This is a genomic window from Actinomycetota bacterium (assembly GCA_016700055.1).
In the GTDB taxonomy this organism is placed as follows: Bacteria; Actinomycetota; Acidimicrobiia; order Acidimicrobiales; family Ilumatobacteraceae; genus Kalu-18.
The window spans coordinates 1,603,621-1,617,748 of the sequence record CP064997.1 but is presented as its reverse complement, the minus strand read 5'-3'; the positions used below and the strand labels follow the sequence as shown (position 1 = coordinate 1,617,748).

General features: G+C 69.4%; 13 protein-coding genes. 7 read left to right on the top strand and 6 right to left on the bottom strand.

Annotated elements, in window-relative coordinates; genetic code table 11:
• Positions 1 to 109 precede the first annotated feature (109 nt).
• Positions 110 to 1,855 carry an EAL domain-containing protein gene (locus IPM43_07850; GenBank protein QQS26236.1) on the top strand — a complete coding sequence of 582 codons (1,746 nt, stop codon included), beginning with the start codon at positions 110 to 112 and terminating at the stop codon, positions 1,853 to 1,855.
• Here IPM43_07850 and IPM43_07845 read toward each other — a convergent pair.
• Both IPM43_07845 and IPM43_07840 read right to left on the bottom strand, forming a co-directional pair.
• A complete protein-coding gene (locus tag IPM43_07845; GenBank protein QQS26235.1) occupies positions 1,843 to 3,069 on the bottom strand; it encodes a hypothetical protein in 1,227 nt (408 codons plus the stop codon). The genes IPM43_07850 and IPM43_07845 overlap by 13 nt on opposite strands.
• A gap of 11 nt (positions 3,070 to 3,080) precedes the next feature.
• Complete coding sequence (locus IPM43_07840) at positions 3,081 to 3,770, bottom strand: HAD family phosphatase (GenBank protein ID QQS26234.1); 690 nt, start codon at positions 3,768 to 3,770, stop codon at positions 3,081 to 3,083.
• Between the two features lie 86 nt (positions 3,771 to 3,856).
• On the opposite strand from IPM43_07840, the gene IPM43_07835 reads away from it, so the two are divergent.
• Positions 3,857 to 5,509, top strand: coding sequence for an AMP-binding protein (locus tag IPM43_07835; protein ID QQS26233.1), 1,653 nt, complete (start codon positions 3,857 to 3,859; stop codon positions 5,507 to 5,509).
• Between the two features lie 42 nt (positions 5,510 to 5,551).
• Here IPM43_07835 and IPM43_07830 read toward each other — a convergent pair whose 3' ends face one another.
• Positions 5,552 to 6,580, bottom strand: a complete 1,029-nt coding sequence (locus IPM43_07830; GenBank protein ID QQS26232.1) for a hypothetical protein — start codon at positions 6,578 to 6,580, stop codon at positions 5,552 to 5,554.
• A gap of 187 nt (positions 6,581 to 6,767) precedes the next feature.
• Here IPM43_07830 and IPM43_07825 point away from each other — a divergent pair, with 187 nt between their 5' ends.
• The 3 genes from IPM43_07825 to IPM43_07815 are packed head-to-tail and all read left to right on the top strand — an operon-like array spanning position 6,768 to position 8,698.
• Positions 6,768 to 7,142 (top strand): hypothetical protein, encoded by a 375-nt coding sequence (locus IPM43_07825; protein ID QQS26231.1) that lies wholly within the window; start codon positions 6,768 to 6,770, stop codon positions 7,140 to 7,142.
• Between the two features lie 32 nt (positions 7,143 to 7,174).
• Positions 7,175 to 8,101, top strand: coding sequence for an alpha/beta hydrolase (locus IPM43_07820; protein QQS26230.1), 927 nt, complete (start codon positions 7,175 to 7,177; stop codon positions 8,099 to 8,101).
• A gap of 30 nt (positions 8,102 to 8,131) precedes the next feature.
• Complete coding sequence (locus IPM43_07815; protein QQS26229.1) at positions 8,132 to 8,698, top strand: dihydrofolate reductase family protein; 567 nt, start codon at positions 8,132 to 8,134, stop codon at positions 8,696 to 8,698.
• 65 nt (positions 8,699 to 8,763) lie between these two features.
• Here the strand turns inward: IPM43_07815 and IPM43_07810 are convergent, their stop codons facing one another.
• Positions 8,764 to 9,135 (bottom strand): PIN domain nuclease, encoded by a 372-nt coding sequence (locus IPM43_07810; GenBank protein ID QQS26228.1) that lies wholly within the window; start codon positions 9,133 to 9,135, stop codon positions 8,764 to 8,766.
• Between the two features lie 51 nt (positions 9,136 to 9,186).
• Complete coding sequence (locus tag IPM43_07805; GenBank protein QQS26227.1) at positions 9,187 to 9,348, bottom strand: hypothetical protein; 162 nt, start codon at positions 9,346 to 9,348, stop codon at positions 9,187 to 9,189.
• A 225-nt stretch (positions 9,349 to 9,573) separates the two neighbouring features.
• Here IPM43_07805 and IPM43_07800 point away from each other — a divergent pair, with 225 nt between their 5' ends.
• Positions 9,574 to 9,777 (top strand): hypothetical protein, encoded by a 204-nt coding sequence (locus IPM43_07800; protein QQS26226.1) that lies wholly within the window; start codon positions 9,574 to 9,576, stop codon positions 9,775 to 9,777.
• Entirely contained in the window at positions 9,777 to 10,934 is a 1,158-nt protein-coding gene (locus tag IPM43_07795) for an Arm DNA-binding domain-containing protein (GenBank protein QQS26225.1), read from the top strand. Before IPM43_07800 ends, IPM43_07795 begins: the two co-directional genes overlap by 1 nt.
• 285 nt (positions 10,935 to 11,219) lie before the next feature.
• On the opposite strand, the gene IPM43_07790 is transcribed toward IPM43_07795, so the two are convergent.
• The gene (locus IPM43_07790) at positions 11,220 to 14,102 is read right to left on the bottom strand and encodes an AAA family ATPase (GenBank protein ID QQS26224.1); all 2,883 of its coding nucleotides are present in this window, start codon (positions 14,100 to 14,102) and stop codon (positions 11,220 to 11,222) included.
• Between the last annotated feature and the right edge of the window lie 26 nt (positions 14,103 to 14,128).

Here is a 14,128-nt window from a genome sequence, read left to right as displayed (position 1 = left end):
CCGCAGTCAAGAACCACCTCGGAACTGCCGATGATCAGTTCACCTTGGCGGAGGAGGTGAAGATCGACATGCACGAACCGACCCGATCGGGCACGAACGGCCCGCAACGATGACCGAACCGACCGCACCCTCCAACGGCGGCGGCGTCCAGCAGATCGAGCTGGAGCGCGACCGGCTGAAGGTGGCGTTCGACACTGCCGCCACGGCGATGCTCGCCGTCGATCTGGCGGGCAGGGTGACCACCGCCAACCCCGAGGCGGAGCGCCTGCTCGGGGTCGTCGGCTCGATCGTCGGCCAGCCGCTCTCCGCCGTGCTCCACCTCGTCATGCGGTCCGACGTCACGGGTACATCGGTGATCCGAGCCGAATGGATGACCGAGGCGCTCACCGGAGGCGGTTGGGCGGGAGTCGACCTCACGGCGAGCGGCCCGACCGGGCGCACGTTCCCGACCGACTGCACCGTGGTGCCGTTCCACGCCGGCGGGCGAACCGCGGGCGCGGTCGTCGTGCTGACCGACAACACCGAGCGTGAAGCGGCCCGGGCTCGCCTGTCGTGGCAGGCCACCCACGACGCGCTCACCGGGTTGCCGAACCGGGCCCTGCTGCTCGAACGGTTGGACAAAGCGTTGCAGGACGCCCGCAGAGGCGGGACCTGGCCGGCATTGCTGTTCCTCGATCTCGACCGGTTCAAGAACGTGAACGACTCGCTCGGTCATCGTGCAGGCGACAAGTTGCTGGTCCTCGCCGCCGACCGCATCGCCCATGTGCTGCGCGCCGGCGACACCGTCGCCCGCATGGGCGGCGACGAGTTCGTCGTGATGTGCGACGAGCTGTCGGGGCCGGCCGAGGCGCGCAGTTCGGCCGAGCGCGTGCGCAAGGTGCTGGCCCAGCCCTTTGATCTCGACGGCGAGGAGGCGCTCGTATCGAGCTCGATCGGGGTGGTCATGGGCGACGCCGCGTACACATCGGCCGACGAGCTGCTGCGTGACGCGGACATCGCCATGTATCGAGCCAAGGACCGCGGGCGAAACCGCGTCGAGATGTTCGATGCCGACCTGCGTCAGCACGTCAACCACCGGGTGTCGCTCGAGCGAGGGCTGCGCCATGCCGTCGAGCACGACGAGATCGCCGTGGTGTATCAGCCGATCGTGCGGGTCTCCGACGGGCTGCTCGTCGGATTCGAAGCGCTGATGCGCTGGAACCATCCGACGGAGGGCGAGATCGCCCCCGAGATCTTCCTCCCCCTGGCCGAGGAGACCGGCGTGATCGGCGCGCTCGGTGAATGGGTGCTCGACGTCGCTTGTCGGGATGCGGTGTCGTGGCAGGACGCCCGTGGCACGGAGCTCAACGTCCACGTCAACATCTCCGGACGCCAGCTCGCCTCGCCGCAGCTGCTCGCCCACATCTCCGAGGTGACGCAGCGGCACCGGCTACCGCCTGCGGCGCTCACGCTGGAGGTCACCGAGAGCGCACTGCTCGACGAGCCGGAGCTGGCGATGGAGCGCCTCGTCGCCCTCGCCTCGATCGGGGTCGGGCTCGCGATCGACGACTTCGGCACCGGCTACTCCTCGCTCGCCTATCTGCGAACGTTCCCGCTCTGCGTCGTGAAGATCGACAAGGCGTTCGTGTCCGGGATGCCGACGTCGACGCAGGACCGCCGCATCGTGCACGCGATCATCGACCTGTCACACGGCCTCGGCTACGACGTCATCGCCGAGGGGGTCGAACACGACGGTGAGCTCGTCGCGCTGCAGGAGCTCGGTTGCGACATGGCCCAAGGCTGGCTCTTCGGACATCCGCTGTCGCCGGCCGAGGCGTTGCTCGTCGCGGCGGCCGCCACCGCTCAGTCGTTCTGAACCGGAGCGACGGTGCTCGACGCACCGGGTCCGTCGACAGTTGCCGGCCGGGCCAGTTCGGCGAGCTCCACCCACACGTCTTCGTCGTCGTATCCGAGCGCCCAGAGCGATGCACCGCCGAGATCGGCTCGGCGCGCGATGTCGACCCGTGCCCGCGCGCCGCTCGCATCGACGTAGTGCACTTCACGTAGCTGTCTGCACGACGTCGACCCGTCGTCCAACTCGAGGGTGTAGGTGAAGCTCCACTCGCCGGTCAGCTCGTCGTAGACGGGGGTCACCGAACGGAGCTCGATCAGCTCGTCGACGTTGCGCGCGGTGACCGTGGTTCGCCCGACATCCTCGCCCTCCGGGCAGGTGCCCGTCGTGGACACCGGCCAGTTGTAGCCGTAGAGGGGCACGCCGAGCACGAGCTTGTCGGGGGTACCCGACGCGTCGATGGCGCCGTCGACGACGCGCCCCACCCACTGGAGAGGGGCGATCGGTCCTGGCTGGTCGAAGGAGTGGTCGTACGCCATCACCCGCACGTAGTCGACGAGCGGCGCGATCGCCGCGTAGTCGTACACCCAGTACCCGCTGTCCGGGCCGGTGCCGGCGTCGTAGACGGGGGGCACGCTGACCACCAGCGTGCGGTCCCCGAGTGCTGCCGCGAGCTCGCGCACGAACGTGACCCAGTTGGGCCTGGTCTCCGCCCACGAATCGCGCTCGTCGGCGAACGCGAACTGCTCGTAGTTCACGTCCACGCCGTCGAACGATCCCTCCTCGACGAAGTCGACGATCGCACCGACGTGGGCCCGTCGAGTGACGGGGTCGGCGAGGATCTCCGCCATCGCCCCGGCGGGCGTCGCGTCGCGGATCGACGGGACGACCTCCGCTCCGGCATCGCGGGCGGCGTCTACGAGCGAGGCCATCTCGTCCACGGACGCGTTCGGGTCGAGGGCGATCGTGGACGCTCCGGTCACCTGGTATCCGAACGGCGAGACCTGGCGGAGCAGATCGCCGTGGTCGGCCAGCACGTCGAGGGAGTCTTGGATGGTCCAGTAGGGCGCCCAGGCATCGAGGGGCACATCCGGGGGTGGCTGCTCGTCGCCGGAGCGCACCACGGCAAAGACCGTCGCCGCGACGACTGCCACGGCGGCTGTGGCGAAGAGCAGCGCGCGCCGGCGACGGACCGCGACGCTCGGCCGCACGGGAGCCGAGCCGCTCTCTTCTTCCACCGCGTCGCTCGTCACAGAACCTCGGCCGGGCTCGTCGCGGCGGTGATCCGACGGATGGTTGCCAGGTCGACCTCGGTCAGCGAGGTGAACCGCCAACGCCCGGGAGACTCCGGCACGTCGACGACGTTCGGGACGACGACGACGGTGCAGCCCGCCGACTCCGCAGACGCGGCACCTGTCGGTGAGTCCTCGATCGCGATGCAGGCCGTTGCCGGTACGCCGAGCGCGGCGGCCGCGGCGAGGTACGGCTCCGGGTGGGGTTTGCCGTTCGCCACCTCGTCGCCGGTGATGGTCACCGCGAAGCTGCCGGCCGGCAGGGCCGACACCACCGCATCGGCGAGACGGCGCCACGACATGGTGACGAGGGCACACGGCACGCGTGCCGCGGCCAACTCGGCCAGCAGCGCCAGGGCACCGGGGCGCCAGGGCACCGCGTTGGCGATGCTCTGCATCACGGCGTCGAGCATCTGCTCCACGATCACCCGCGGCTCCAGTTGCACGCCGCCGTTCGCTCGGATGTAGGCGGCCGCGTCGAGCAGGTCAAACCCGACGATCGCGCGCGCGTCTTCGTGCGACCACGTGCCGCCGTGAGCGGCGACGATCTGGTGTTCGGCGGCGATCCACGCCGGTTCGGTATCGACGAGGGTGCCGTCCAGATCCCACAGGACGCCAGCAGGTACCGCGTTCGGCTCGCTCGGCATGGCTGCATCTTCGCGGACGGTGCCGTCCGAACCCGATCGGCACGGGGCGTACGATCGGCGCACCAATCGACTTTGGGGGTACAGCCATGTCGGTTCACTCGTCTGCCGAACCGTCTTACGACGCCGGCTCCACCGAAGTCGCGCTGCTCGAACAGACCATCGACGAGAGCCTGCGCGGCGCCGTCGCCCGACGAGGTGGCCACGAAGCGCTGGTCGTACGCCACCAGGGCATCCGTTGGACCTACGACGAACTGGACGCACGCGTCGACGACCTGGCTCGCGCACTGCTGGCGAGCGGGATGGAGGCGGGCGACCGCGTCGGGCTCTGGTCGCCGAACAGGTCCGAGTGGGTCGTCGCCCAGTTCGCGACCGCCCGCATCGGCGTGATCATGGTGTGCGTCAATCCCGCGTACCGCACGTCGGAGCTGGAGTTCGTGCTCAACCAGTCCGGCTGCAAGATGCTGCTCGCCGCCCCCACCTTCAAGACGAGCGACTACCGGGCGATGTGGGACGAGGTGAGCGAGCGGTGCCCGGGAGTGGAGCAGGCGGTGTTCTTCGACACCGACGAGTGGAGCGCACTGGTCGCCCGCGCACCCGAGGTTGACGACGCGACGCTGCTGGCGCGGACGCGCTCGCTCGGCAACCACGACCCGATCAACATCCAGTACACATCCGGCACCACCGGCCTGCCGAAGGGTGCCACCCTCACCCACCGCAACATCTTGAACAACGGCTTCTTCGTCGGCGAGGCGTGCGGGTTCACCGAGAACGACCGGGTGTGCATCCCGGTGCCCTTCTACCACTGCTTCGGGATGGTCATGGGCAACCTCGGGTGCGTGTCGCACGGGGCGACGATGGTCGTGCCGAACGACGCGTTCGAGCCGATCTCGGTGCTCGAGACGGTGCAGGCGGAGCGCTGCAGCGTGTTGTACGGCGTGCCGACGATGTTCATCGCCGAGCTGTCGGTTCCCGACTTCGACACCTACGACCTCACGTCGCTGCGCACGGGGATCATGGCCGGCTCTCCGTGCCCGGTCGAGGTGATGAAGCAAGTGATCGACCGGATGCACATGAACGAGGTGACGATCGCGTACGGCATGACCGAGACCTCGCCCGTGTCCACGCAGACCGGTCCCGACGACTCGATCGACCAGCGCGTCGGCAGCGTCGGCAGGGTGCACCCCCACGTCGAGATCCGCATCGCCGACCCGGAGACGGACGCGACGGTGCCCCGCGGCACCGCCGGGGAGTTCCAGACACGCGGCTACTCGGTGATGCGCGGCTACTGGGAGGAGCCCGACAAGACGGCACGGGCGATCGACGCCGAGGGCTGGATGCACACCGGGGACTTGGCGGTGATGGATGCCGATGGTTACGTCAACATCACCGGGCGCATCAAGGACCTGATCATCCGCGGCGGCGAGAACGTGTCGCCGCGCGAGATCGAGGAGTTCCTGTACGGCCATCCGGAGGTCGTCGAGGTGCAGGTGGTCGGTGTACCCGATCCGCGTCTCGGCGAAGAGGTATGCGCGCTAGTGCGCGCGACCCCGGGATCGACGCTCGACACCGCTGCCGTCCGCGAGTTCTGCGAGGGCCGCATCGCCCACTACAAGGTGCCCCGCTACGTGCTCCGCGTCGACGAGTTCCCGATGACCGTCACCGGCAAGATCCAGAAGTACAAGCTGCGCGACACCGCTACGGAGCGACTCGGCCTCCACGGGCTCGGCCCGACCGCATGACGGCAGGACGGCCATGACGGCCATGACGGCAGCACGGCCGTACTACGGCAGCGCCGCCGCGCAGCCTCCGCTCCACTCGCCGGTGCAGTCGTAGCGCTCGTCGACCGTGGTGACGACGCCGGCCGGGAACTCGACGGTGGCGACGGTGACCACCCACTTCGGTGCGAGGTCGGTGATCGGCACCGCCACCACCTGGCCGCCCTCGACGTTGACGATCACCTCGCCGTCCGCGTCGGGAGAGCCGTTACCCCAGTGCTCCACCAGCACCGTGTACGTAATCGGCTCCGGGTTCGTCAGGATGATGTTCTCCGGGCCGAACGAGCCGGTGTCGTCGATGTCCTTCACCGGGTCGTCAGAGGCATCACCGAGCACACCCCAGTCCGGCGAGCTGCCGATGCAGGTGGTCCAGGTGCAGTCGTTCGAGTAGGAACCGTCGTCGGTGCGGTCGTTGATCGCACCGCCTTCACGCACGAGGTGCAGCTCGAAGTCGTCGCCGAGGTCATCCCAGGTGAGGGTCACCCGCAGGGACGCCGACGTGCAGGCACCGGTCGCCGGTCGAAGCACGGCGCCCGAAGACCCAGCGTCGTTCTCCCACGCCAGCTTCACGGTCTGCTCCCCGCAGAAGAGCGGCACGGTGACCGCGAAGCTGCCATCGGTCTCGGTCGGCACCCGCCCGCCGAGCGAATGCCCGCTGGCGTCCTCGACGAAGAACGTGCCGGTGCCCTCGGTACCGGACACAGTGCCGGCAAGCGTCAGCGTGGTGGCCTCACCCACGTCTGGGGTGAAGTCCGTGATCCCCGAGACCTCGGTGCACCCATCGCACTCCACGAGACCCGGCTCGGAGGCGTCCGGCAGCGGGTCGCTGAGCCCGCTGACAGCTGTGTCGCCGGTCGTGTCCTCGGTCGTGTGGTCGGTCGTGTCGTCGGTCGAGTCGTCGGTCGTGGCCTGAGTCGTGTCCTCGGTCGTGGCCTGAGTCGTGTCCTCGGTCGTGGCATCGGGGTCGGTGCCGCCGATCTGATCCGACGAACTACAGCCGGTGACCAAGGCCACTGCCGCCAAGGCTGCCGCCACGGCAAACAAGGCAGAAGAGACGGTGGGTGCGCGGCGCGGTGACATGGCGCCTCCTTCGACGGACGGACGAACGCCGCCCGAGTCGTGTTCCGGCTCAACGGTGCGCCGCGCCCGCGCGCGGGTGTAGAGCCAAAGGTCCACGGCAACTCCCGTGTTTGCGCCGCTCCCGCCGCGGGAATGCCCGCACATGTTCGCTCTCCTGCGCAAGGTCGCCCGTCCGTTCACCCGGACTGCGCTCATCGCCTTCACCTGGTCCCACCGCCACGAGGTGCTGCGCTGGGGGCGTTCCTTCTGGCTGGAACTGCGCCGCGGTCCGCTCGACCTGAACCGCCTCTACAGGCTCGGGCGCGTGCTGTGGCACATCAGCGCCGACGAGACGCTCGCCGGGGCGAAGCAGCTTCGAATCGTGCGCATCGACGGCGACTCGGTGGTGCTGGACACCGAGCCCGGCTGGCGGGGCACCCCTCGGCTGGTGATGAGACTCCACGAAGTAGGCGGCGTGAATCGCATCGTCGACTCCGTCGGCCGCGAGTTGTCGCCGGCGATCGCCGCGGTTGCCTGAACGCAGGCGCCCCACCTGGCACCATCTATCAGGTGTTGTTCTCCCCGATTCGCCAGACGATCGAGTTCGACCACGGCGCCGACCATCTCGTCGGCGATCTCTTCCTGCCCCAGACCGCGAGCGATGCGCGCCCCGTGCCCGCCGTGGTGCTCGTCGCCGGCTCGGGCCCCGGCAGCCGAAGGTGGGAAGACATCGGCGAGCGGTTCACCGCAGCTGGGTTGGCGGTGTACTCGTACGACAAGCCCGGTGTCGGCGAGTCGAGTGGCGACTGGACCAGACAGACCATCTTCGATCGCGCGGCGGAGACGCGTGGCGCCGTCACCGCCGTGGGGGCGGTGCCTGGTGTGGACGCAGGCAAGGTGGCGCTCTTCGGCGGTAGCCAGGGCGGCTGGGTCGCCCCCCTCGCGGCGGCCGGTTCCGAGATCGCCGCGGTGTGCTTCTTCTCCGGCCCGGGCGTGACGGTTGCGGAGAACGAGCAGTGGCAGATCGAGCATCGCGGTCGCGCGGAGGGCTACAGCGAGGACGAGATCGCCGCCGCGCTCGCCCTGTTCCAGCGGCTGGTGCAGCGCTTGCGCGCCGGAGACGATGCTCACGACATCATCGCCTCCGAGACCGCGGCGCTCGGCGAACCGTGGAGCCGGATCGTCGAGATCGCGAGCGTGGAGGAGCTGAACTTCTTCGCCGGGATCGCGGACTACGACCCGGTCGCGGCCCTCGAAGCGCTGCGCTGCCCGCTGCTCGCCGTATACGGCAGTGCCGACGTGTACGTACCCGTGCAGGCGAGCATCGCCGCATTGGAGGCGGCATTCGCCCGATCTGGGCACACCGAGCACGAGATCGTGATCTTTGACGGCGCCGACCACGGCATCCGCACACCCGATCCGCAGACGGGCCAGCCAAGGCGTGCACCGGGCTTCTTCGAGCTCGTCGTCACCTGGCTGTGCCGAGTCCTCCGGTAGACACCGCCGAGCGCAAGAGAAGGAGGGGTGATGCGGAAACTCGTCTACGCGGCGATCATGTCACTCGACGGCTTCATCGAAGACGAGGACGGCCGCTTCGACTGGGCGGTACCCGACGCCGAGGTCCACGCGTTCGTGAATGCCCTCGAGGCGTCCATCGGAACCCACCTGTACGGCCGCAGGATGTACGAGACGATGGCCGTTTGGCAGACGGCCGAAGACGACCCCAGCCTCACGGCCGCCGAAGCGGCCTACGCCGCGCAATGGCAGGCGCTGGACAAGATCGTGTACTCCCGCACGCTCGACGACGTGTGGACGCCGCGCACTCGGCTGGAGCGCACCTTCGACGCCGAGGCCGTCGTTCGACTGAAGCAGGATGCAGGTTCCGACATCAGCGTCAGTGGACCCGGCCTGGCCGAACACGCCTTCCGCGCCCGGCTCGTCGACGAGATCCACCTCTTCGCCATCCCGGTCGTCGTCGGCGGAGGCAAGCCGGGCATCCCTCGCGGAGTCAAGCTGGATCTCGAGTTGCTCGCCGAGCGCCGCTTCGCCAACGGCGTCGTCCACGCGCACTACCGCGTTGTCAACGTCCAGTAGGCGTTCCCCATGTTTCTTGAGGTGGCAGGACTGTGCACTGCGAACTCAACTACCAACGGAGCCGGTCAGCTCCGAAGTGTCTCAAGCAGGAGGCCGGGCGTAGCCCGGAATACTCCGTCGTTCGACACGAGAGGCACGCCCAGTCGGATCGCCGTCGAGGCGATCCACCGGTCGGCGTCGTGCTCTCGCTGATGGAGTGCGTGACCGATTCGTGCGCAGGCAGCCCTGAGCTCGGAGTACGTCCGGATCAAGTCGTCACCGGAGTGGACGACCTCGGCGCCGGCGATCGCTGTCTCGAGCCGCGAGATCCGGATCGTTCCCCAGCCCCGTAGCAGCGCTCCGTACCGCAGCTCAGCGACCGTCTGGAAAGAGATGAGTTCGACGCGGCCCACCAACAGAGCTTCATAGCGGCGAGCCAACAGCGAGTCGGGGATCAAGCGGGCACTGAAGACGTCGGTGTCAACGACGACAGGGCCGCGAGCCACGGTTCAGCTGAGCACTGCGTCGAGGAACGCGTCGGCTTCCTCAGCGGTGAGATCGTCGATCACATGCTCGCCGTAGGCAGGGTGCGGCCTGGCGCGGCGTAGCAACTCCTCGACAGGAAGCTCAAGGCTCTCGTTCGCGCTGGGCTTTGGTTGCGGGGTCGGCATCTCGCCGGCCAGGTTACCGCAGGCATCCAGCAGGTCATCGGGGCCGGTGCAGCGCAAGTAAGTTCCGGGGCGGTGGGAGGATGAGCCACGAGGTCGCGCTGATCAGCGATGGCAAGGGGTCGGCCGTGATCGGGCACTCCGACGATGTTGCGCGATTCCTTGCCGCCGGAGGGGCAACGCCGTCACACCCATACCGGCGCCAGCGGTCGAGCCTTCTTCGTCAGCTTGACCCCGCCACGCAGCAAGCGGGAGAAGCCATCGGTCTCGCCCTCGGACCTCCCCGACCGGCTCGCCGCGCTCGGGACGAGCCGCTCGAGAGCGCTGCTGCGCCAGGCCTTCGGCGACTTTACCGCAGCCGGCGACGTCCTGGAGCGACTCGCCGATGCGATCCGGTCCCTCGACGCGGCAGCCGAGGAGGAGACCGTCTAATGAGCGTGCCCCGACGCGATGCGAGCAACGGCACCTGGTGGTTCGTCGTCGACCTCCCGGCCGGCGGCGACGGCGAGCGGCGCCAGGCCAAGCGGCGCGGGATCCGGACCAAGGCCGAGGCCCAGGCGGCGCTCGACGAGCTCCGCGTCGGTGTTCGCCGCGGCACCTACGTCGCGCCAGGCCGCCAGACCTTCGGCCAGTTCCTCGTCGACGACTGGCTCCCGGCCATCCGCTCGACGATCCAACCGTCGACCTTCGAGTCCTACAGCCGGAACATCCGCCTCCACGTCGTCCCGGCCCTCGGCGGCGTGCCGCTCCAGCAGATCGACGCCGGGATGCTCAACCGGTTCTACGCCGACCTCCTCGACCACGGCCGCAAGAACGGACAGCCAGGCGGACTCTCAGCTCGCACCGTCCGCTACATCCACTCCATCGTCGGCCGGGCGCTCCGGGAGGCCACCGCGTGGGACCGGCTCGTGCGCAACGTCGCGCCGTCCGCACAGCCGCCGGGCACCGCCCAGGCCCGGTCACCCGAGATGAAGGTGTGGGACGCACCGACGCTCACCCGGTTCCTCGACCTCGTGCACGAGGATCGTCACCAGCCCGCCTGGCTGTTCCTCGCCACAACAGGATGCCGGCGAGGCGAGGCCCTCGGGGTCCGCTGGAACGACGTCGACCTCGACACGGGCCAACGTCGTCCTGCTCCAGACCGCCTCGGCGATCGAGCACAAGCTGGTCCTCGCTCCACGGACCAAGAGCCACAAGCCCCGCCCCATCGAGATCGACCGAGCGACGATCGCTGCGGTCCGAGCGGTCCGGAAGCGCCAGGCCCAGGAACGGCTTCTGCTCGGGCCGGACTACCAGGATCACGACCTCGTCTTCGCCCGTCCCGACGGCCGGCCGCAGCACCCCGAGCACTTCTCCAACGCCTTCGAACGTCGCGTCGCCCGGTACCGGCTACCGCGGATCCGCCTGCACGACCTCCGGCACACGTGGGCGACCCTGGCGCTTCAGGCCGGCGTCGACATCAAGATCGTCTCCGAGCGCCTCGGCCACGCGAGCACCAAGATCACCTGGGACATCTACCAGCACGTAACGCCGACGATGCAGGCCGACGCCGCCGAGACGGTCGCGCGACTCACTTCGGCGCTGACTGAACTGCACTGTCCCTGAGTCGTTCTCTCTCTCCAGGGGACTGGTGCGTCAAGCCACAGCAGGCTCCGCGTACGAATCCGTGGCGGCCACGGATGTGCATGGCGGGGTCGCTGTGGATGATCGGCGCTATGGAAGCCATTGAGGAGCAGACAGGTGCGTCGCTCGACGACGGAGCGCCGAGGTCCTGGCAGGACGTCCCTGAGCTCGACCTCTCGGCCGGCTCGAGTGTGAGCACGACCGGTGAAGGCTTCCCCGTGCAGCCAGCACCGGGAGGCATCGCCTCGCTGCTAGCCGGCGAGGCCGTACATCTCCACGTCGCGGCCGATGATTGCAGCACCGGTGCAGCTGGCAAGCTCCCGGGCTTCGTCGACAAGGCGGCGAACCTCGCTCGAGCCCGCTCCCTGACGGCGTCGGCATTCGGCGAGCCGGACGAGCTCGCGCCCGAGGAACACAGGTGTTTTCCGGCGGCGGCTGGCGGCGATGGCTCCCTCAGCGGCGATGGCGGCGCCGTCGACGTCGCCCATGGTGAGCGAGGCTTGACTGATCGCGAGGTCGATCGGCATGCCCACGGTCACGCTGAAGTCAGCGAGCAGGCCCGAGAGGGGTTGGAGGTGAGCGACCAGCTGGCTCGCGGCGTCGGCATCACGGGTCTGTTCGGCGGCATCGCAGAAGTAGGCGATCGTCGCCGGCCGAACCCAGTTTCGTTGGACACCCTTGAACCCGGCGTCGGCCCATCGGCGCAGGATCCGCCGAGCATCGTCGACGCGATCGGCTTGCCCGTACGCAACGGCGAGGCATCCCTCGTACGCCGCGGTGAAGCCCGGGTTGGCGGCGACCGCGGTCTCGAGGACGTCGATCATCTCGGGCAGGCGTCCTTGGGCGTAGCGGATGGCGAGGAGCAGCGGTCCGACGAGGCCGTTCGGGTCGGTCGAGGCGTCATAGGCGGCGGCGTACAGCTGCCCGAAGGCTTCCTCGGCGCAACGCAGGTCCCCAAGGAGCAGCTGCCGCGTAGCCTGTTGCAGCCCGAGGGTGAGGCGGGGGTAGGCGACGGGTCGGCTCGCCAGCATCGCGGCGACGCGGTCGACGTCGTCGCCGTAACCCGCGAGATCCCCGGCCTCGCGGGCTGACCACGCGCGGGTCATCGTGCCGATGATGACCAGGATCGGCTCGTGGTGCTGCTGGCCGAGGGCGATGAGCTCTTCGGCGACCTGGCGTCGTTGGTCGGGCCGTCCCGGCTCGATCCCGAAGAACCGATTGGCGAGGAGCACGTGACCGAGGGTGACCGGGTCATCGAGCGAGCGGGCCATCGCCAGCGCCTCCCGCGCGAGTTCGTAACCACGCTCAGAGTCTCGGCCAGCACCGATACCGCTTCCCAGCAACGCCAGTATCCGGGCGCGCGGCGCGGACGCCTCCGGGCCGAGCCGCTCCAAGGCCTGCTCGGCGATCGCTTCGAACTCCGGGTCGACGGCGCCGGGTCTCCGCGACGAGCCGTACTGCACCATGGCCTCGGCGATCTCCACCAGCTGCCCCCCGGATCCGTCGCGGAGCGCCAGGCGGCCGGCGTCGCTCAGTACGAGACGCCCATCCGGGTCGCCCGCGTGGGTGAGGGCGCTCCCGAGGCGAATGGTCACGTCGAGACGAAGGTGATGGTCGTGCTCGTCGGCGAGGTCGAGGAGCCCGAGCGCAACGCGGTAGTGGCTCGAGGCCTCGTCGAAACCGAGCGCCTGCTCGGCCAGCCTGCCGGCACGGAGCGAGTAGTCGATCGCCGTGCGCGCGTCGGTCAGGGGCGCCGCGTCGCGCGCGTGGCGGGCCAGGTCGGCGACGACGTCGTCGGTGTCCCCGCGCCGCTCGAGGGCGACGAAGGCCTGATGGTGCCGTCGTCGACGATCGTGGGGCGGAAGCGACTCGTACAGCCAGGCCTGGAAGAGGGCGTGCACGAAGCGGAAGCGGGCCGGCCGCCCTGGTGTCGAGGCGACGAGGCCGGCCGCCTCCCCGGCTTCGAGCGCCGACACGACATCGCTCACGCCCCAGTCGAGGCACGCGGCGAGGAAGCCCGCGTCGAACTCTGCGCCGATCACCGCCGCGGCATTGACGACGTCCACCGTTGAAGGGTCGAGACGCGCGCAACGATCGCCGAGCAGCGCGGCGATGGACGGTCCGCCGGCCGAAGTGCCCGATCGCAGGCGTTCGCGGACCAGCAGGGCGTTCCCACCGGTTTCGGCGAGCACACGCGACGCGTCGAGCCCGCTGACGTCGCCCTCCAGCAGAGCGCCGATCGCATCCTCGTCGAGACCGCCGAGCGCGATGTGTTCGACGTTGGCAAGTCGGAGGAGCTCGCCGAACAAGGTGACCAGGGCGTCGTCTCGTTCGGGGGCCGTGTCGCGGGAGGTGACGATGACCAGCATCGGGCAGCGGCCGCCGACGCGTGCGATGTGCAGCACGGCGTCACGCGTCGAACGGCTGGCCCAGTGGACGTCCTCGACGATGAGTATCAGCGGTCGGGTGCGGGAGGCGCGGCTGAAGTAGCCGTGGAGCTCGGCGAGCGCCCCGGCCTTCTCGTCGAGCGGGTCGACATCTTCGCCCGGCTCGGCGAGGTCGAGCCGGCGACCCAGCTCGGGCGCCACACGGGCGAGCGTGGGTCCTGCCGCCCCGATCCAGTCCAGCCAGGCCGGATCGCCCGGCTGGGTCGCATCGTCGACCAGCACCTGGGCGAAGGGTTGGAAGGGCGCCTGGGTGCCCGCGTAGCAGGAACCCAGCACGACGCGGCCCTCGCCGCTCGCCTCGACGGCGAACTCCGCGACCAGGCGTGACTTGCCGATGCCGGCCTCTCCGGTGACCAACGCCACCATGAGCTGGGGTTGCATCGCCCGCCGCCACAGCTCGGCAAGCCGCTCCTGCTCGTGGCCGCGCCCGACGAACGTCTCCTTGTCGGCGAGGAGCTCCACAGGTCCGGGCACAGACGGCTGGGCAGGTGTCGCCCCCAGGAGGTCGGGCGCACGGCGCGCCAGCTCCCGCCGACTCGACTCCCCGACCTTGCGCAAGATCGCGGACACGTGCGACTCGACGGTCCGGACCGACACGAAGCAACGGGCCGCGATCTCGGCGTTGGTGAGGTGCTCGCCGACGGCGGCGAGGATCTCGGACTCGCGTCGCGTGAGCGCGGCGGGCATCGACGCCGATCCTTCCACCTCATCGA